Annotated in this window: 19 protein-coding genes; 10 read left to right on the top strand and 9 right to left on the bottom strand. The window is 64.5% G+C overall.

The genetic code is table 11. The features are described 5' to 3' along the window. Positions 1–66: 66 nt before the first annotated feature. The 4 genes from B0E48_RS13795 to pilG all read right to left on the bottom strand — a co-directional run bounded on the left by B0E48_RS13795 (position 67) and on the right by pilG (position 3,532). The gene (locus tag B0E48_RS13795) at positions 67–2,097 is read right to left on the bottom strand and encodes a methyl-accepting chemotaxis protein (RefSeq protein ID WP_077518738.1); all 2,031 of its coding nucleotides are present in this window, start codon (positions 2,095–2,097) and stop codon (positions 67–69) included. 142 nt (positions 2,098–2,239) lie between these two features. Further along, the gene (locus tag B0E48_RS13790; RefSeq protein WP_077518737.1) at positions 2,240–2,779 is read right to left on the bottom strand and encodes a chemotaxis protein CheW; all 540 of its coding nucleotides are present in this window, start codon (positions 2,777–2,779) and stop codon (positions 2,240–2,242) included. Next, on the bottom strand, positions 2,776–3,144 hold the full coding sequence (locus B0E48_RS13785) for a response regulator (RefSeq protein WP_077518736.1): 369 nt from the start codon (positions 3,142–3,144) through the stop codon (positions 2,776–2,778). The genes B0E48_RS13790 and B0E48_RS13785 overlap by 4 nt, the downstream gene beginning before the upstream one ends. 22 nt (positions 3,145–3,166) lie before the next feature. Continuing rightward, the gene (gene pilG, locus B0E48_RS13780; RefSeq protein WP_077446430.1) at positions 3,167–3,532 is read right to left on the bottom strand and encodes a twitching motility response regulator PilG; all 366 of its coding nucleotides are present in this window, start codon (positions 3,530–3,532) and stop codon (positions 3,167–3,169) included. Between the two features lie 401 nt (positions 3,533–3,933). Here pilG and gshB point away from each other — a divergent pair, with 401 nt between their 5' ends. The 7 genes from gshB (at position 3,934) to B0E48_RS13745 (ending at position 10,341) form a co-directional block, all read left to right on the top strand. Next, a complete protein-coding gene (gene gshB, locus B0E48_RS13775; protein ID WP_077518734.1) occupies positions 3,934–4,911 on the top strand; it encodes a glutathione synthase in 978 nt (325 codons plus the stop codon). Continuing rightward, positions 4,908–5,774 carry an energy transducer TonB gene (locus B0E48_RS13770; protein ID WP_077518733.1) on the top strand — a complete coding sequence of 289 codons (867 nt, stop codon included), beginning with the start codon at positions 4,908–4,910 and terminating at the stop codon, positions 5,772–5,774. Before gshB ends, B0E48_RS13770 begins: the two co-directional genes overlap by 4 nt. 56 nt (positions 5,775–5,830) lie before the next feature. Beyond that, a complete protein-coding gene (locus B0E48_RS13765) occupies positions 5,831–6,400 on the top strand; it encodes a YqgE/AlgH family protein (RefSeq protein ID WP_077518732.1) in 570 nt (189 codons plus the stop codon). Then, entirely contained in the window at positions 6,397–6,846 is a 450-nt protein-coding gene (gene ruvX / locus B0E48_RS13760; protein ID WP_077518731.1) for a Holliday junction resolvase RuvX, read from the top strand. Before B0E48_RS13765 ends, ruvX begins: the two co-directional genes overlap by 4 nt. 32 nt (positions 6,847–6,878) lie before the next feature. Continuing rightward, complete coding sequence (locus B0E48_RS13755) at positions 6,879–7,805, top strand: aspartate carbamoyltransferase catalytic subunit (protein ID WP_077518730.1); 927 nt, start codon at positions 6,879–6,881, stop codon at positions 7,803–7,805. A 114-nt stretch (positions 7,806–7,919) separates the two neighbouring features. Next, positions 7,920–9,707: a hypothetical protein gene (locus B0E48_RS13750; RefSeq protein ID WP_077518729.1), complete on the top strand. Its 1,788-nt coding sequence runs from the start codon at positions 7,920–7,922 to the stop codon at positions 9,705–9,707. 262 nt (positions 9,708–9,969) lie between these two features. After that, positions 9,970–10,341, top strand: coding sequence for a BON domain-containing protein (locus B0E48_RS13745; protein ID WP_077518728.1), 372 nt, complete (start codon positions 9,970–9,972; stop codon positions 10,339–10,341). 73 nt (positions 10,342–10,414) lie between these two features. Here the strand turns inward: B0E48_RS13745 and B0E48_RS13740 are convergent, their stop codons facing one another. Then, positions 10,415–11,587, bottom strand: coding sequence for a PilT/PilU family type 4a pilus ATPase (locus B0E48_RS13740; protein WP_077518727.1), 1,173 nt, complete (start codon positions 11,585–11,587; stop codon positions 10,415–10,417). A 99-nt stretch (positions 11,588–11,686) separates the two neighbouring features. Beyond that, a complete protein-coding gene (locus B0E48_RS13735; protein WP_077518726.1) occupies positions 11,687–12,724 on the bottom strand; it encodes a type IV pilus twitching motility protein PilT in 1,038 nt (345 codons plus the stop codon). Positions 12,725–13,087: 363 nt separating this feature from the next. On the opposite strand from B0E48_RS13735, the gene proC reads away from it, so the two are divergent. The 3 genes from proC to B0E48_RS13720 all read left to right on the top strand — a co-directional run bounded on the left by proC (position 13,088) and on the right by B0E48_RS13720 (position 16,665). Beyond that, positions 13,088–13,912 carry a pyrroline-5-carboxylate reductase gene (proC, locus tag B0E48_RS13730; RefSeq protein WP_077518725.1) on the top strand — a complete coding sequence of 275 codons (825 nt, stop codon included), beginning with the start codon at positions 13,088–13,090 and terminating at the stop codon, positions 13,910–13,912. Further along, positions 13,909–14,484 carry a YggT family protein gene (locus tag B0E48_RS13725; protein ID WP_077518724.1) on the top strand — a complete coding sequence of 192 codons (576 nt, stop codon included), beginning with the start codon at positions 13,909–13,911 and terminating at the stop codon, positions 14,482–14,484. The genes proC and B0E48_RS13725 overlap by 4 nt, the downstream gene beginning before the upstream one ends. Positions 14,485–14,565: 81 nt before the next feature. Further along, on the top strand, positions 14,566–16,665 hold the full coding sequence (locus B0E48_RS13720) for a M13 family metallopeptidase (protein ID WP_077518723.1): 2,100 nt from the start codon (positions 14,566–14,568) through the stop codon (positions 16,663–16,665). Positions 16,666–16,701: 36 nt separating this feature from the next. Here the strand turns inward: B0E48_RS13720 and B0E48_RS13715 are convergent, their stop codons facing one another. Genes B0E48_RS13715 through pdxH form a run of 3 tightly spaced genes read right to left on the bottom strand, consistent with a single transcriptional unit; the run spans position 16,702 to position 18,549 of the window. Further along, complete coding sequence (locus tag B0E48_RS13715; protein WP_077518883.1) at positions 16,702–17,505, bottom strand: cobalamin-binding protein; 804 nt, start codon at positions 17,503–17,505, stop codon at positions 16,702–16,704. 19 nt (positions 17,506–17,524) lie between these two features. Continuing rightward, positions 17,525–17,965: a secondary thiamine-phosphate synthase enzyme YjbQ gene (locus B0E48_RS13710; RefSeq protein WP_077518722.1), complete on the bottom strand. Its 441-nt coding sequence runs from the start codon at positions 17,963–17,965 to the stop codon at positions 17,525–17,527. Next, complete coding sequence (gene pdxH / locus B0E48_RS13705; protein WP_077518721.1) at positions 17,962–18,549, bottom strand: pyridoxamine 5'-phosphate oxidase; 588 nt, start codon at positions 18,547–18,549, stop codon at positions 17,962–17,964. Before pdxH ends, B0E48_RS13710 begins: the two co-directional genes overlap by 4 nt. Between the last annotated feature and the right edge of the window lie 4 nt (positions 18,550–18,553).

Genomic DNA, 18,553 nt, shown 5'->3' with positions numbered 1-18,553 from the left:
CTCAGCGGTTGCACAACGCAAGCATCACGCAACCAACGAGACTGCCCCCCGTCTTGAATTCCGATGTCAACCCGGCAGCTTGAAATGCGCTACCGAGCGCCGCAGATCACTCGCCAGCTGCGCCAGGGTGCCGATCGAGTCGGCGGTCTGGCTCGCGCCCTGCGAGGTCTGCGAAGTAATTTCCTGAATCGCGTTCATTGAATGCGAGATGTCGGTCGCCGCCGCGGATTGCTGACGTGCCGCGCTGGAGATGTTCTGAATCAGCGCGGACAGATCGTGCGACACGCGCTCGATGTCACCCAGTGCGCTGCCGGCATCTTCCGCCTTGCGTGCACCGGCCACCACCTCGGCGGTGGTCTGTTCCATCGAGTTCACCGCCTCGTTGGTATCGGACTGAATCGTCTGCACCAGCGTCTCGATACGCTTGGTCGCACTGGTCGAGCGTTCGGCCAGTCGCTGCACTTCGTCCGCCACCACCGCGAAACCGCGACCCGCCTCGCCGGCCGAAGCCGCCTGGATCGCCGCGTTCAATGCGAGGATGTTGGTCTGCTCGGCAATGTCGTTGATCAGTTCCACGATCGAGCCGATCTCCTGCGAGGATTCGCCCAGCCGCTTGATGCGCTTGGAGGTCTCCTGGATCTGGTCGCGGATCGAGTCCATCCCGGAGATCGTCTCGCGCACCACCTCGGCGCCGTGCGAGGCGATCTTCACCGAGCGCTCGGCCACATCGGCCGATTCGGCGGAGTCCTTCGATACCGTATCCATCGAGCTCACGATCTGGTTGATCGCCGAGGTCGCCGAGCTGATCTGCTGCGCCTGCTGCTCGGCCGCGTCAGCCAGATGGCGCGCGGTGGTCTGGGTTTCCTGCGCCGACGACGACACCTGCTCGGAGGTCTCGTTGATGGTGGTGACCAGTGAGCGCAGCTCGTCGATGGCGTAGTTCACCGAGTCGGCGATCGCGCCGGTGATGTCCTCCGACACCGTGGTCTTGACCGTGAGGTCACCTTCGGCGAGCGAGCCCATCTCGTCCAGCAGACGCATGATCGCCTCCTGGTTGCGCTGGTTCAGTTCGGTACTGCTGGCGAAACGCTTGCGCTGGTCGCGCACCAGCGTGATCACCAGCAACAGCGCGAACGCCACCGCGGCGATCGCACCGAGCAGACCCCACCACACGTTCGGGAACAGCCGGCGCAACGGCAACTTGCCGATCTGCTCGGACAGGTCGTTCGCGCGCAACAGCACCGTCTGCGAATCCAGCGAGGCCTGATTGCCTGCGTGCTTCACGTCGGCAATGTTGCCGGCGGCGGCGACCAGCTTGGCCACCGGGTCGGCCAGCTTTTCCCAGCTGGCATCCATGTCGGTGAGGATTTTGCGCGCGTTGGCGTCGCCGATCGGCTTCACGCCGCTGTCGGCGTTGCCCCCGATCAATCCCTTCAGCACGTTGCCGTACAGCTGCGCATCGCGTGACAGGCCATCGGCTGCCGACTGCGCGTTGTCACCACCCTGCAGCACTTCCTGCACGCGGCGGATGATGCGGTCAGCCGACAGCATCTGACGGGACGTGCCCAGCATCTGTTCGGGGCTGCCGTTGCGCTGCTGCAGGATGTTGACCACCTGATCCATGCTCGAGTTGAGCAAGGGCATCTGCTGCGACAACGTGTCGGCGCGCTCCCCGGAATCGAGCACCACCGCCTTGTTGGAAAGGATCTTGCCGATATCGGCGTCGAGCTGCTTCCAGGAGGCGTCGAGCGCGCTCACGGCGCGCCCGGCCGGTGTGGCGTTGTTATCGGCGTACGCCTGCATGCCACCCGTCGCATCGCCCTTGTCCAGTCGCTGCACCGCCGAATCGATGGAGTTGCGGGTGCTCTCGAGCTCCTTGAAGGAGTCCGTGTTGCCGCTTGCCGATTCCAGCGCGAACTTGGCCGTCTGCTGTGACAGCACCTGGATCTGCGTGGTCAGCGCGATGGCTTGGCGATCCTCATCGTTCTTGATGTTCAACCGCCAGAAGTCAAACGCCGCCAGACCAATCGCAATCAGCAGCAGGACAATGAGTGCGGTGTAACCCCGTTCCCTGCTGACGCCCCCTGTAGTGCTCATGTTCACCTCATCCGTCTAGCTAATTACCAATAACGTTGCCGGCTCCGCATCAAAGCGCGGCAGCTGGCCAGGGAATTGTTGTCGTTCCAAGCTTCCGGCCACGATCGGCACCGGCCCTAAAATAACTGAAACCGTGTCCCGCTCAGGCCGCTGCCTGCCGGAAATCCGGTGCACGCACCAACCGATTCATGCTGAAAATCGCCAGTTGCTGCTCACCTACCCGGCTTTCGACGAAGCGGGTCAGCCGCGGATCTTCCTCGCGCTCGGCCTCGCGTCGCTGTTGCTCGTCCACCGTACGCTGACCGAACACTTCATCGACCAGCAGTGCCACGCTGCCGCTGCCCTGGCGCACCACCAGCAGGCGGGTGCGATCGGAATGCTGCGTGCGTTCGCCAAACAGGAAGCGACCGAAGTCGACGACCGGCACCAGGTTGCCGCGCACATTGGCCACCCCGAGCAGCCATGGCTGAGTGCCCGGCACCGGCGTGAGCGTGGGCACGGCCAGCAATTCGTTGATCTCGTCGATGCCACTGACCAGCACCCGCGAGCCAACACGGAAGCCGATGCCGCGCCACAGTCCGGGCGCCTCCAGTTTGTCCTGCGTATCGGAAGCATGCGCCAGCGACAGCCGCTCGTAGCGAGCCAGGATTTCGAACGGGGTGCGATTGACGGACTGGTTCATGTCGCGCTCGACAGATCATGGATACAGGTCAGCAATTCCTTCTCGTTCACCGGTTTGGTGATGAACGCGCGGGCGCCCTGGCGCAACCCCCACACCCGGTCGGTTTCCATCGACTTGGTGGTGATCATCACGATCGGCACCGCCGCCGTGATCGGGTCGCGGGTCAGCGTGCGGGTCGCCTGGAAACCATTCATGCCGGGCATGATCACGTCCATGATGATCAGGTCAGGCAGTTCGGCGCGCGCGCGCTCGATCCCTTCCTCGGCCGTACCGACAGCGGCGACCTGATGACCGGCACGCTCAAGCAGCGTGGTGAACACGCGCACGTCGGTCGGCGAGTCGTCGATGATGAGAATAGTTGCCACAGGTCCCCCTCAGAATCTGCAGTCAGCGATTGGGCACCGTGCTGACGTGGCGATGAATGGCACCAAGCAGCTCGTCCCGCGTGAACGGCTTGGTCAGATACTGTTCGGCCCCCACGATGCGCCCGCGGGCCTTGTCGAACAGGCCATCCTTCGAGCTCAGCATGATCACCGGCGTGGCACGGAAAAGCGGATTGTTCTTGATCAGCGCGCAGGTCTGATAACCATCCAGCCGCGGCATCATGATGTCGACGAAGATGATCGCGGGCTTCTGGTCGGAGATCTTGGCCAGCGCCTCGAACCCATCCACCGCGGTCAATACTTCGCACCCTTCCTTTTTCAGCAGGGTTTCCGCTGTACGGCGGATGGTCTTCGAGTCATCGATCACCATGACCTTGAGACCCGCCAAGTCATTTGCACTCACGTTCAAATTCACTACTCCCCCTGCGGCCCGCCCCGGGCTCAGGTTAGACACCAAGACATGCAACAGCCATGCCGCCAGGCGTGCATGTAAAAAATTTCGAAGCTGACAACCCTGTAACCGCTCTGCGGCGGTGCATCCCGTAACTTTGCTGTTTACCGCCTGCCCGTCAAAACTGTCAAGCAATACTTCGAGATGGCGCACAAAGGTGACCCATAGTGGCACCATCTGGCCACCTGCGACAGCTTCGAAACCATGACGGACTCGTCACTCGGCGAACTCCGTGTCAGCCATCCCACTTAAGATAGTCCCCTGACGATCCTCGCCGCCCGCACGCGCAGCCGCATCCGGGCCACCAACGGAGAACCACGATGGCCCTTTCGGTCGGCGTGCTGATGGACCCCATCGGCGCGATCAAGATAGCCAAGGACACCAGCTTCGCTATGTTGCTGGAAGCCCGGCGACGCGGACATGCACTGCATTATTTCGAGCAGGGCGACCTGGCGTTGCGCGACGGCGCGCCGTGGGCACGCATTGCCGCGCTCGACGTGCGCGAGGATCCGCAGCGCTGGTTCACCCTGGGGCAGGCGCAGTGGCGCGACCTGCGCGAACTCGATGTGGTGCTGATGCGCAAGGATCCGCCGGTCGATGCGCAGTTCATCTACGACACGATGGTGCTGGAAGCCGCTCAGCGCGGTGGTGTGGCCGTAATCAACGATCCGCAGGCCTTGCGCGACTGCAACGAGAAACTGTTCGCGTTAGCTTTTCCGCAGTGCATCGCACCCACGCTGGTCTCCCGCGACGCCGGCGAACTGCGCCGCTTCGCCGGCGAGCACGGCGAGGTGGTGCTGAAGCCGCTGGACGGCATGGGCGGCCGCGGCATCTTCCGGGTCAAGGCGGCCGACAGCAACCTCAATTCGATGCTGGAAACCCTGCTCGGCGGCGATGCCCACGGCGCAGGCCGGCAACTGGCGATCGCGCAGAAGTACATTCCGGAGATCACCGCCGGCGACAAGCGCATCCTGGTCATCGATGGCGAACCGGTACCGTACGCGCTGGCACGCATCCCGCAAGGCAATGAGTTCCGCGGCAATCTCGCCGCCGGCGGCCGGGGTGAAGGCGTGCCTTTGTCCGATCGCGACCGCTGGATCGTAGCCCAGGTGGCACCCGAGCTGCGCCGGCGCGGCCTGCGCTTTGTCGGACTGGACGTGATCGGTGACTACCTGACCGAGATCAACGTCACATCCCCGACCTGCGTGCGTGAACTCGATGCCCAGTTCGGGATTAACATTGCCGGCCAGTTGTTCGACGTCATCGAACAGCACGTCTCCGGAAACCGCACTACGTGAGTACCCCTGCAACCGTTTCCAGTGCGCCGGACCCGATCGGCGCCACCTTGCTGTTCTCTTTGCTGCTGCATGGCGTGCTGTTGCTCGGCATCACATTCCACTTCGTGAAACCCAGCCCCAGCCTGCCGACGCTGGACGTGACCCTGGTCAACGTGGCGAACCAGCAGGCACCGGACAAGGCGGATTTCCTGGCCCAGGCCAACAACAGCGGCGGCGGCCAGAGTGACCGCGCCGCGCGGCCGTCGCAGATGTTCTCCGGCGCGCTGCCCAAGCCGGACCCTGGCACCGCCGCGCAACCGGTCGAGGCCGCTACGCCACAGCCGCGCGAGGCCACACCGACGCGGATGGTCACCACCACGGGCGCTACCGACCTCACTGTTTCCAGCGATACCGCGCAGACCCAGGTCGACCCCGAGGAGCCGACCCCGACCGCGGCCGAGCTGAAGCGCCAGCAGGCGATCGCCCAGCTCGCGGCCGAGTTGCGCCAGCAGACCGAGGCGCTGGCCAAGCGGCCGAAGAAGAAATTCATCTCGGCGAACACCAAGGAATACGTCTACGCCAGCTACATGCGCGGCTGGTCGGACCGGGTGCAGCGGATCGGCAACCTCAACTATCCCGCCGAAGCACGCGAGCGCAAGTTGTATGGCGATCTGCTGCTCACCGTCGGACTCAACCGCGACGGCGGCATCAAGAACATCACGATCATCAAGAGCTCCGGCCAGCCACTGCTGGATGCGGCCGCCGAACGCATCGTACGGCTGGCCGCGCCGTTCCCCCCGTTGCCGACAGATACCCATGTCGACGAGCTGTACATCACCCGCACCTGGCAATTCCTGCCCGGCGATGTGCTGCGCAACAAATAGTCCCGTCCTCACCTGCGTTTCGCGCGACTTGGGGCCGCTCGGCTTACAATGGCCGCATGAGCACGACTGCATCGACCACCCTCACCGGTCACTTCCTGATTGCCATGCCGGGCCTGGCCGATCCACCGTTCTCCCGTGGCGTGGCCCTGTTATGCCAACACGACGAAGGTGGTGCGGTCGGCCTGCTGGTAAACCAGCTGTCCGAATACCGGTTCGGTGACGTGCTGGCGCAGATGCGGCTCGAATGCATGGACAGCGAACTGGCCGACGCCGCGGTGCTGATCGGCGGCCCGGTGCAGCAGGAGCGCGGCTTCGTGCTGCACAGCGAACCCGGCGACTGGGAGTCCAGCTACAGCATCAATCCCGACTGGTCGGTCACCACCTCGCGCGACATCCTGGTCGCGATGGCCGCCGGCGAAGGCCCGCGCCAGGCCATCATGGTGCTCGGCTACGCCGGCTGGGATGCTGGTCAGCTGGAACAGGAACTGATGGCGAACGCGTGGCTCACCGCCGAGGCCTGCGGTCGCGTAGTGTTCGACACCCCACTGGAGGATCGCTGGAGCGCCGCTGCCGGACTGGTCGGGATCGACCCGCGCCAGTTGTCCGGCTATGCGGGCCACGCATGAGTTGTGTGCTCGGCTTCGATGTCGGCAGCCGCCTGACCGGCGTGGCCATCGGCAATGCATTCACTGCCAGCGCGCGCGGGTTGACCACCGTGGCGGTAAAGGATGGTGAGCCGGACTGGCAGCAGCTCGATGGTCTGCGCAAGGAATGGCTGCCGGACACCTTGATCGTCGGCCTGCCGCTGGCGCTCGATGGCGGCGAACAGGCCGCCAGTCGCCACGCCCGCCGCTTTGCCGCACAGTTGCAGCAGCGTTACGGCCTGCCGGTCGTGCTGGTCGATGAACGCCACAGTTCGCAGGAAGCCGCCCAGCGGTTTGCCGCCGCCCGCGCCGCCGGCCTCAAGCGCCGCCGCGACGCGGTGACGATCGACGCCGAGGCCGCCGCGATCATCGTGGAACGCTGGCTGGGTGGGGCCGATTCGCTGCCCGCTGATACCGCCGATCACTGACCCTTCCCTTCGCCATCCTCAGACCTGCCGCCATGAGCCCTCGCCTGCGCCACCTGACCACCCTGGAACATCTTCCGCGCGAAACGATCGAGCGCCTGCTCGACCGCGCCGAGGCGTTGCGCGATGCCTGCGCACATGGCACCCGCAAGCTCGATGTACTGGCCGGACGCACCGTGTTGAACCTGTTCTTCGAGCCATCCACGCGCACCCGCACCTCGTTCGAGCTGGCGGCCCGGCGACTCGGCGCGGACGTGGTCAACTTCGACCTTGGCCTGTCATCCACCAGCAAGGGCGAGGAGTTGTTCGACACGCTGCACACGCTCGAAGCGATGCATCTGGACGCGATCATCGTGCGCCACAAGCACTCGGGCACGCCGGACGAGCTGGTCCGCCACGCGATGAGCGGCGTGTCGGTGATCAATGCCGGCGACGGCAACCGTGCACATCCGACCCAGGGCCTGCTCGATGCGCTGACGATCCGCCAGCACCGGCCGGATTTCGAGAATCTCACGGTGGTGATCTGCGGCGACATCAAGCATTCGCGCGTGGCGCGTTCGGACGTCCATGCATTCACCACCCTCGGCGTGAAGCAGATCCGCCTGTGCGGCCCGGCCGCCTTGATGCCGACAGCAGAGGAATTCCCGCATTGCCGGCACTACGACGACTTCGATGCGGCGATCGAAGGTGCCGATGCGGTGATCACGCTGCGCCTGCAGAAGGAGCGCATGGCCTCGATCGACCTGCCGGACGAAGCGGCCTACTTCACCCGTTACGGGCTGGACCAGCGCCGCCTGGCACGTGCCGCGAAGGGCTGCCTGGTGATGCACCCGGGGCCGATCAACCGCGGCATCGAGATCGCCCCGGATGTAGCCGACGGTGCGCAGTCACGCATCCTCGAACAGGTCGGCAACGGCGTGTTCGTGCGCATGGCCGTGCTGAACGAAGTGCTGGCCCGTTGATACCCCAAGTGCGATCCCCGGATCCCGCAGCGCCGGGCGACAATTGACGCACTGCGGCAATGCGCCAAAGCGGGCATAATATCCGCGCAACATCCATCACCTCCGGGGATCTACATGCGATCGACGATGCGATTCATCGCGCTGGGCTTTGCCGGCGTCATGCTGGTTGCCTGTGGGCACAAGGACAAGGATGCACCACTGGCCTTCGTACCGGCGGACACGCCGTACGTGGTGGCCAATCTGCAGGTACTGGATGACGACACCCGCAAGGCCCTGCTTGCCCAGGCCGACGCGCAGCTGCCCTCGCAGCTGGCCCAGATCAATGCCGCCGCCGATCGCATGGCGCTGAAGGATCCCGACGGCGCGCGCCTGCTGCGCGCGTTGAGTGCGGAGTTCAACGGCAAGACGGTCGAGAGCTTCGCCGACGGCGCCGGCTTCAACCTCAAAGGCTACTCGGCGCTCTACGGCCTTGGCCTGGCGCCGGTCATGCGTTTCGAACTGAGCGACCCGAAGGCGTTCGAGGGCTTCGTCGGCCGGCTGGAAACTGCCTATGGCAAGAAGCTCGATGTCGTCAATCTGGGCACGCAGAGCTACCGCAAGTATGTCTTCACCGCGTCGGGCACCGAGGTGATCCTGGCCACGGTTGGCAAACAGGCCGTGGCTGCACTGCTGCCGGCCGATGCAGCGCCTGCCATGTTGCGCCAGGCGCTTGGCTTGGATCGGCCACAGAAGAATCTGTTGGACGATGGCCGTCTGACCACGCTGGCCAAGGCCAAGGGCTATCAGCAATGGGTCGTCGGCGATCTGGATCTGACCCGTGCCTTGCCGCTGGCACTCGGCGGCAAGGACCCGTTGCTCGGCGCAATCCTCAAGGCGCATGCCGAAGCCGAATCCGCCAAGACCGGTGAACCCGTCGCCAACCAGCTGCAGACCTCACCGAGCTGTGCGACCGACGCTGCCCGTATCGCCGCCCGCGTGCCGTCATTGAGCTTCGGCTATATCCGGCTCGACGCGAAGCACCAGGACGCACGGTTCGACGTGGCGCTGGCCGATGACATCAGCAAGGCCTTCGCCGGCCTCAAGGTGGAACTGCCCGGACTGGGCCGTGCCGGCACCGCGCCGTTTGATCTGACGCTCGCGCTGCCGGTCGCGCAGCTGCGCACATTCTGGTCGGCCCAGGCCGATGCGGTGACCGCCAAGCCATTCACCTGTCCGGCATTGAACGATCTCAACGACAGTTTTGCCAAACTCGGCCCAGCCATGCAGAAGGCGGCGATCCCGCCGTTCGGCGACATGCTCGGCCTGCGCATCGCGCTGGACACCCTGGTGCCCGGTCAGAACGCCAGCCTGCCGAGCTTCAGTGGCCGCATCGTGCTCGGCAGCAACAATCCCGCCGGCCTGCTCGCGATGGGCCAGATGATGGTGCCCGCGCTGGCGCAGTTGAAACCCGTCAGCGGTGGCGGACCGCTGCCGCTGCCGAAGGACATGACCAGCATCCTGGGTCAGCCGGCCTGGATCGCTCTCGGCGACAAGGCGCTCGCGCTGGGCATCGGTGCCGGCGAGGACGCCAAGCTCGGCGACACGCTCAAGGATCCCACCGGCGATGCCGGCGGCATGACCCGCATGCACCTGAGTGGCGCGATGTACCTGAACTGGCTGCAGCTGATGGAGCAGAAGGTCGACAGCCTGTCTGCCGCCACCGCCGCACTCAGCAAGAGCGACGAGCCGTCGATCGACAGCGACAGCGCGGATGACGCCACGCAGGCGGCCGCCAACGCCGCGCGATCGAAGGCGCAATTCGCCGCGATGAAGGCTCAGGCCGAACGGGTCGACAGCATCGATGCCGAAATGCACGTCGACCATGACGGCATGGTGTTCAGCACCCAGACCACCCTGAAGTAATCCGCTACGGCGGCAGTCACCGAAAACCGGGGTGCTACGGCGCCCCGGGGGTTTCATGCGTGATCACTTCGTACCTGACCACAGCCTGGCCGAACATCCAGCCAACATCTTCATGACACGCCTTTCGCATCCGTAATCGTCTGCTGAATCAAACCCTGCCACCGCCACGCGATATTCACGGGATGGCTGTTGCGATGGATCACGGAAGTCGGCAGCCACGACCACCGTCGCCGACCAACCCCACCCCTGTCAGGAGATTGCCATGCGTACCCATTCGATGATCCGCAACAGCTTGTTCGCCACCGGCTTGATGGTCGCCTTTGCGGCGGCACCGTTTGCCCAGGTTGCTGCGCAGGACGCCGGCTCGATGCAGAAGTCGTCCGACAACCAGACCGTACCGGACAAGGCCGCCGATGCCTGGATCACCACCAAGGTGAAATCCGAATTCGGCACCACCAAGGGCATCCAGGCCACGGATATTTCGGTCTCGACCAGCGATGGCATGGTCACCCTGACCGGCAATGTCGCCAGCGCCAAGGAAAAGATGCATGCCGAGCGCGTGGCCAAGCAGGTCAAGGGCGTCAAGGGCGTCGATGCCAGCGGCCTGGCCGTCAGCGCCACGCCAGCACAGTAAGTCCGCGACGGATCTGCAGAAATGAAGAAGGAGCCCGCGGGCTCCTTCTTCATTTCCATTGTTGCGATGACGCTCAGCGATTCAGCAGATGGTTGCCGCCGCCGAAGTTCTGCGCATCGCGGTCTTCCTCCAGCTCCACCCCATCCAGTCCCTGCGACAGCGTATGCGCATCGCCGCCCTGTGCCAGCTTGATGCGCAGACGCACCTCGTTGGAGCTGTCGGCGTGACGCAGCGCGTCCTCGTAGGAGATCTCGCCGGCGTGATACAGCTCGACCAGACTCTGATCGAACGTCTTCATGCCGAGCAAGGTGGACTCCTTCATCAATTCCTTGAGCTTGTGGATCTCGCCCTGGCGGATGTAATCCTGCGCCAGCGGCGTACCCAGCAGCACTTCCACCGCGACCCGGCGCGCCTTGCCGTCGGGCGTGGGGATCAGCATCTGCGCCACGATGCCTTTCAGGTTCAACGACAAATCCATCAGCAGCTGCTCGCGCCGATCTTCCGGGAAGAAATGCAGGATGCGATCCATCGCCTGGTTGGCGTTGTTCGCGTGCAGCGTGCACAGCACCAGGTGACCGGTTTCGGCGAAGGCGATCGCGTGGTCCATGCCCTCGCGTGTGCGCACCTCGCCGATCATGATCACGTCCGGCGCCTGGCGCAGCGTGTTCTTCAGCGCATTTTCCCAGCTGTCGGTATCGATGCCGACTTCGCGCTGGGTGATGATGCAGCCCTCGTGCTTGTGCACGTACTCGATCGGATCCTCGATCGTGATGATGTGACCGGTCGAATTCAGGTTGCGATAGCCCACCATCGCCGCCAGCGAAGTCGATTTACCCGAGCCGGTGGCACCGACGAAAATGATGATGCCGCGCTTGGTCATCGCCAGCTGCTTGATCACCGGCGGCAGGTTCAGTTCCTCGGTGGTCGGAATCTTCGAATCGATCCGGCGCAGCACCATGCCGACGCAGTTGCGCTGGTAGAAGCACGACACACGGAAGCGGCCAACGCCCTGCGCCGAGATCGCGAACTGGCATTCGTGGGTCTTCTCGAACTCTTCGCGCTGCCCCGGCGTCATCACGTTGAGCACCATGTCGCGCGACTGCTGCACGCTGAGCGGACTCTGGGTGATCGGCACGATGCGGCCCTGCACCTTCATCGAGGGTGCCACGCCGGCCGTGATGAACAGGTCCGAGGCCTTCTTGTGCACCATCAATTTGAGGAACGAGGTGAAATCAAAATCGCTCATGGCGGGCCTCCTCCGGAGACAGGGAACGGGGTACTGGAAGCGTAGAGCAGGCGCAGGACTGGCAGTTGCCGATCGTGTCCCGCTTCGCGCTTCCGGGTTTTACTTGAAGCTGTCTTTGTTCTTGGCGTAACTGGAAGCCTGCTGACGCGTCACCAGACCGCGCTTGACCAGATCCTGCAGACACTGGTCCAGCGTCTGCATGCCGAACTGCTGACCGGTCTGGATCGACGAATACATCTGCGCCACCTTGTCCTCGCGGATCAGGTTGCGGATCGCCGGGATGCCGACCATGATCTCATGCGCCGCGATACGGCCACCGCCGACCTTCTTCAGCAGCGACTGCGAGATCACCGCGCGCAACGATTCGGACAGCATCGAGCGCACCATCGGCTTCTCACCGGCGGGGAACACGTCGATGATGCGGTCGATCGTCTTCGCCGCCGAGCTGGTATGCACCGTGGCAAAGACCAGGTGGCCGGTTTCCGCCGCGGTCAGCGCCAGGCGGATGGTTTCCAGATCGCGCAACTCGCCGACCAGGATGTAATCCGGATCCTCGCGCAATGCCGAACGCAGCGCCTCGTTGAAACCATGCGTATCGCGATGGACCTCGCGCTGGTTGACCAGGCACTTCTGCGAGGTGTGCACGAACTCGATCGGATCCTCGATCGTGAGCATGTGGCCGTATTCGTTCTTGTTGACGTGGTCGACCATCGCCGCCAGCGTGGTCGACTTGCCCGAACCGGTCGGGCCGGTCACCAGGATCAGGCCCTGCGGCTGCTCGATCAGCTCCTTGAAGATGCGCGGGCAGCCCAGATCCTCCAGCGTCAGCACTTCGGACGGAATGGTACGGAACACCGCACCGGCACCGCGGTTCTGGTTGAACGCGTTGACGCGGAAACGCGCCAGGCCGGGGATTTCGAACGAGAAGTCGGTCTCGTAGAACTCTTCGTAATCGCGCCGCTGCTTGTCCGACATGATGTCGTAGATCAGCGAGTGCACCTGCTTGTGCTCAAGCGCGGGAATGTTGATGCGGCGCACGTCGCCGTCAACGCGAATCATCGGTGGCAGCCCGGCGGACAAGTGCAAGTCCGAGGCCTTGTTCTTCACCGAGAAAGCAAGCAGTTCGGCAATGTCCATCTGTCGTTCCCCTCAACCGATCGCCTGGATGGCATGAATTGGATGCCGCAACAGGAGGCGGTGAGGTTCGCGGGCATGCTGCGCCGCAGCGCGTGGCGCAGTCGCCACCAAGCCATCCGAACGAAACCGATTCCCCTTGCAGCCGCGTCGATACTACTCGCGCAACCGGCTGTGCGGCCAGTCTTTCCCGTCGCCGATGTACAAACTGTCGACCCGGTTTGCAGCGCTGCCCGGAAAACCGTCACCCCATCGTCGTCGGCGGCAGCAATCGATCGTTTGCACGACCACCCATACCCGCAAAACCACCTCGCAACTGCACCGGCTCCGGTAAGGTACGCGGTCTGGACGAATGAGGAACCCTGCATGACACGACTTGCCTTCATCGGCGGCGGCAACATGGCGCGCAGCCTGATCGGCGGCCTGCTGAAAACCGGCGTAGCGCCGGCCACCATCAGCGTGGCCGAGCCGCTGGCCGAAGCCCGGCAAGCGCTCGGTCGCGAATTCGGCGTCGCCTGCTATGCCGAGAACCGGCTCGCCGCGGCCGATGCCGAAGTCATCCTGTTGGCGGTCAAGCCGCAGATCATGCCGGCGATCCACGCCGAGCTGCGCGACACCCTGCAACGCAATCGGCCGCTGCTGATCTCGATCGCCGCTGGCGTGCGGCTGGATCAACTGGAGCGCTGGTTCGGCGCCGGCCTGCCGATTGTGCGCTGCATGCCGAACACGCCGGCGTTGATCGGTGCCGGCGCCACCGGCCTGTGCGCGAACAGCCGAGTCAGCCCATCGCAGAAGGCGCAGGCACAACATATCCTCGACACCGCCGGCATCACCCGCTGGATCGACGACGAGGCACAGATGGACACCGTCACCGCGCTGTCCGGCTCCGGCCCGGCGTATTTCTTCGCCCTGGTCGAGGCACTGGAAGCCGCTGCCGTGGCGCAAGGCCTGCCGCGCGATACCGCGCGTGCGCTCGCCGCGCAGACCTGCCTCGGCGCCGGCCGCATGCTGGTCGAGGGTGGCGAGGATCCCGCCATCCTGCGCCAGCGCGTCACCTCGCCGAACGGCACCACCCAGGCTGCGCTGGAGAGTTTCAGCGCCGATGGCCTGCCGCGCATCACCGCCCGCGCCGTCGCCGCCGCCACCCGGCGCGGCGTGGAAATGGCCGCCGAGCTGGACCGGCTGTCATGAGTTATCTGCTGAACGCGCTGTCCATGCTGGTCGAGTTGGCCTTCGAGGCCGCCATCACATTGTTGCTGCTGCGCGTGGCTGCGGAAGCCTGCCGCGCGGATTTCAACAATCCGCTGAGCCAGTTCGTCTATCGCTATACCAACCCGGTGCTGGCACCCATCCGGCGCGTGTTGCCGAACTGGCGCCGGATCAACCTGGCCGCCCTGCTGCTGGCGTGGCTGGCGATGCTGCTGAAACGCCTGCTGCTGTTTGCCCTGCTCGGCGTGATGCCCCATCCCATCGGCTTGCTGCTGCTCGCACTGGCCGAGTTGCTCGACTTCGCCCTGCTGTTCTACATCGTGCTGCTGTTCGGCTGGTCGCTGCTGAGCATGTTCGCGGTGGATCGGCGGCAACCGCTGCTGCGCCTGGCCGGCACCATCGTCGAACCGCTGCTGCGCCCGCTGCGGGGCAAGCTGATTGCCGGCAATATCGACTTCGCGCCGATGGCGGTGATGATCGTGTTGTTGCTCGCACGCCTGCTGATCGCCGCACCTTTGATGGATCTGGGCGGCACGCTGGCCATGGGCGGCTAGCGGGGCCACTCCCTGCGTAAGCATTGCTGGGCAGTCCGCTGCCCCGCTAGCATGCGTCGTCATCCTGATGGAACGTCCTGCATGAAAGCGAGATCGCACCGCATCCACCTGTGCCTGCTTGCCGTGGCCATCGTCGCCGGTGTCGCGGGCTGCAATCGCGCACCGGCTCCGCAAGCACCGGCGCCGGCAGCTCCTGCCACGGCGGCGGCTCCGGTACCGAAACCCGACGTGGTCGCAGCCAACATCGATATGTCGGTGAATCCCGGCGACGATTTCTTCAGCTACGCCAACGGTGCGTGGCTCAAGAGCCACCCGATTCCTGCCTCGGAAGCCTATTGGGGGATCGGCAAGCTGGTGCAGGAGGACCTCTACGCCAACCTGCGCAAGATCAGCGAAGACGCCGCCGCAAAGAAGGACGCCACGAGCGGAAGCGACGAGCAGAAGATTGGCGATTTCTGGAACACGGCGATGGACAGCGAACTGGCCGAGCGCCAGGGTATCGCTCCGCTCAAGCCCGAGTTGACACGCATCGATGCCGCCACCGACTTGCCCGGCGTGCTCGATGCGGCCTTCGCGCTGCAGCCACTCGGCGTCGATGCGTTCTTCGGTTTCGGCGTGCAGCAGGACGAGAAGCAGAGTGACGTGATGGCGGTCTACGTCGAGCAAGGCGGCCTTGGCCTGCCCGATCGCGACTACTACTTCAACAGCGAGGCCGGCGTGACCAAGGCGCGCAGCGCCTACGTCGATCATCTGCGCAGGATGTTCAAGCTGCTCGGCGCGGACGGCCCGGCGGCAGATGCCAGCGCGACCAAGGTCATGGCTTTCGAAACCGCACTGGCCAAGGTCTCGCGGCCACTCGCCGACCTGCGCGACCCGCAGAAGAACTACAACAAGATGGCGCCGTCCGAACTGACCCGGAAGTTCACGCCGGGCATCGCATGGAACGAGCGGTTGCAGGCATGGAAGCTCGCGGCACCGTACGTGATCGTCGGTCAGCCGGAGTTCTTCGGCGGCCTGCAGAAACTGCTCGCGCAGACGCCGGTGCCGGTGCTGCGCGATTACCTGCGCGTGCATCTGCTCGACAGCTATGCACCGACGCTCGGCAAGGCCATCGACGACGAGCATTTCGATTTCTACGGCCGCGTGCTGTCGGGCCAGAAGGAGCAGCGGCCGCGCTGGAAGCGCACTCTCGATGCGGAGAACCACGCGATCGGCATGATCCTTGGCCGCATCTTCGTCAAGGAATATTTCCCCGAGCAGACCAAGCAGCGCTACAACAACCTGGTCGAGGCGATCCGCACCGCCTACGGCGAACGCATCGACCATCTCGACTGGATGAGCGCCGCGACCAAGGCCAAGGCGCACGAAAAGCTCGCGGCCGTGACCAAGAAGGTCGGCTATCCGGACAAGTGGAAGGACTACTCCGCATTGCAGATCGGCCGCGATTCGTACGCGCAGAACGAAATGAACGCACGGCGATGGGCGTTCAACGACCAGCTGTCGAAGTTCGGCAAGCCGGTCGATCGCACCGAATGGGACATGACGCCGCAGACCTACAACGCCTATTACAACCCGTCGAACAACGAGATCGTATTGCCGGCCGCGCAGTTCTCGATTCCCGGCTTCAAGGACGCCAAAGTCGATGATGCCGTCGTCTACGGCTATGCCGCAGCCTCGACGATCGGCCACGAGATCACCCATGGCTTCGACGACGAAGGTCGCCAGTTCGACGCGAAAGGCAATCTCGCCGACTGGTGGACGAAGGAAGATGCACAGAAATTCGGCCAGCGCGCCGACGTGCTGGTCAAGCAGTTCGACGCGTACGAGCCGCTGCCCGGCCTGCACATCAACGGACGCGCCAGTCTGGGCGAGAACATGGCCGACTTTGGCGGTGTGTTGATCGGGCTCGACGCGTTCAAGAAAACCGAGCAATACAAGAAAGGCGAGAAGATCGCCGGCTACACGCCGCTGCAACGCTTCTTCCTCGGTTATGCGCTGTCGTGGATCTTCGAGGAGCAGGACGCCTTGCTGCGCCGCGGCCTGCTCAGTGACGTGCATGCCCCGGCGAAGTGGCGCGTGAATGGGCCGCTGTCGAATGTGCCCGAATTCTACGAGGCATTCGGCGTCAAGCCCGGCCAGCCGATGTGGCGTGCCGAAGCCGATCGCGTGAGGATCTGGTAATTACGTCTGTACCGATCCGCGCCGCAGGGGCGCGGATCATCCCTGCCGGGCCGCCCACTCGGCGATGATCCGATGGATCTCGTCGAGTCCATCGAACAACGCCGCCGGTCCCGGCTGCAGGATGATCGGTGACTTGATTTCGTAAAGGTCGCCGTTGCGCACCGCCGGAATGGTTTCCCAACCCGGCCGTGCCGCGACTTTCTCCGGCCGGAAACGCTTGCCGCACCACGAGCCGAGAATGATGTCCGGCGCACGCCGCACCACTTCGTCGCCGTTCGGCAGGATGCGCTGCTTCGCCAGCGGCTCGCGGGCGAGTTCGGGAAAGCAGTCGTCACCGCCGGCGATGCCGATGATCTCGGCGACCCAGCGTATGCCGGTGATGATCGGCTCGTCCCACTCCTCGAAATACACCTTCGGCCGACGCGGCAGTTGCGCGACCGCGGCACGAATCCTGGCGATGTGCTGCTCGGCACGCTGCGCATAGACCTCGGCTTTTTCGTGTGCACCGACCATCGCGCCAAGCCGGCGGATATAGGCAAGAATGCCGTCCACGCTGCGATGGTTGCTGATCCACACCTCGATGCCAGCCTTGATCAGCTCGCGCGCGATGTCGGCCTGGATATCGGAGAACCCGATCGCCAGATCCGGTTCGAGCTTCAGGATCTCGCCGATCTTCGCGCTGATGAAGGCCGAGACCTTCGGCTTCTCCTTGCGCGCCCGTGGTGGCCGCACAGTGAAGCCGGAGATACCGACGATGCGATCCTGCTCGCCGAGCGCGTACAGCACCTCGGTCGGCTCCTCGGTGAGGCAGACGATGCGCTGCGGATAATGGTCTGGCATGACCTGATCGGTCACGCGCTCAATGCCCAAGCACGGACACCGTGACCTTGCGCTGATGCGGGTCGATACGGTGCTCCCACAGATAGATGCCCTGCCAGGTGCCGAGCAGCAACTTGCCGCCATGCACCGGCACGGTGAGGCTGACGCCGGTGAGGATCGAGCGGACATGCGCGGGCATGTCGTCCGGACCTTCGGCATCGTGCCGGAAGATCGCGTCGCCATCGGGTACTGCGCGGGCAAACCAGCGCTCCAGATCCTCGCGCACCGCGGGATCGGCGTTCTCACCAAGCAGCAGCGAACAGCTGGTATGCGCCGTGAAGATGCTCGCTATGCCGACCTGCACGTGGCTCGCGGCCACCGCGTTGCTCACCGGTGCCGTGATCTCGCTGAAGCCGCGGCCGCGCGTATGCACGATGAAACCTTCCTGCGCGACATGATCTGCGGACAACGGTCGGGTCATGGGTACAGCAGCCGGCTGGTCCAGGTCTGGCCGTGGCGGCTCCACCGCACCCGTTCGTGCCAGCGGAATTCGGCGCCATACCAGAACTCCAGCGTATCCGGCTCCACCACGTAGCCGCCCCAGTGCGGCGGGCGGGTCACATCGCGCGCCTCGAACTCATGCTCGTAGCGTGCCAGCCGTTGCTCGAACGTCTCGCGATCGGGCAGCGTCTGCGACTGCAACGAGGCCCAGGCGCCGATCTGACTGCCGCGCGAGCGGCTGGCAAAGTAGGCATCCGACTCCTCTTCCTGCAACCGGCGCGCGGCACCTTCCACGCGCACCTGCACACCCTCGCGCAGCTGCTTCCAGTGGAAGCACAGCGCGACTTGCGGGTGTGCCTCCATCTGGCTGCTCTTGTCGCTCTGGTAGTTGGTGTAGAAGCGGAAACCGCGCTCGTCGACCCCCTTCAGCAGCACGATGCGCGAGGCGACGCGGCCGGAACCGTCGGCCGTGGCCAGGTTCATCGCGGTCGGTTCGCGATCACCGCTGGCCGTGGCCTCGTCCAGCAGCCGCTGAAAGGTATCCAGGATCTCGTGTGTGAGCATGGTG

Source organism: Rhodanobacter sp. C03 (assembly GCF_002001175.1).
Taxonomy (GTDB): Bacteria; Pseudomonadota; Gammaproteobacteria; order Xanthomonadales; family Rhodanobacteraceae; genus Rhodanobacter.
This window is presented reverse-complemented; position numbering and strand designations above follow the sequence as displayed.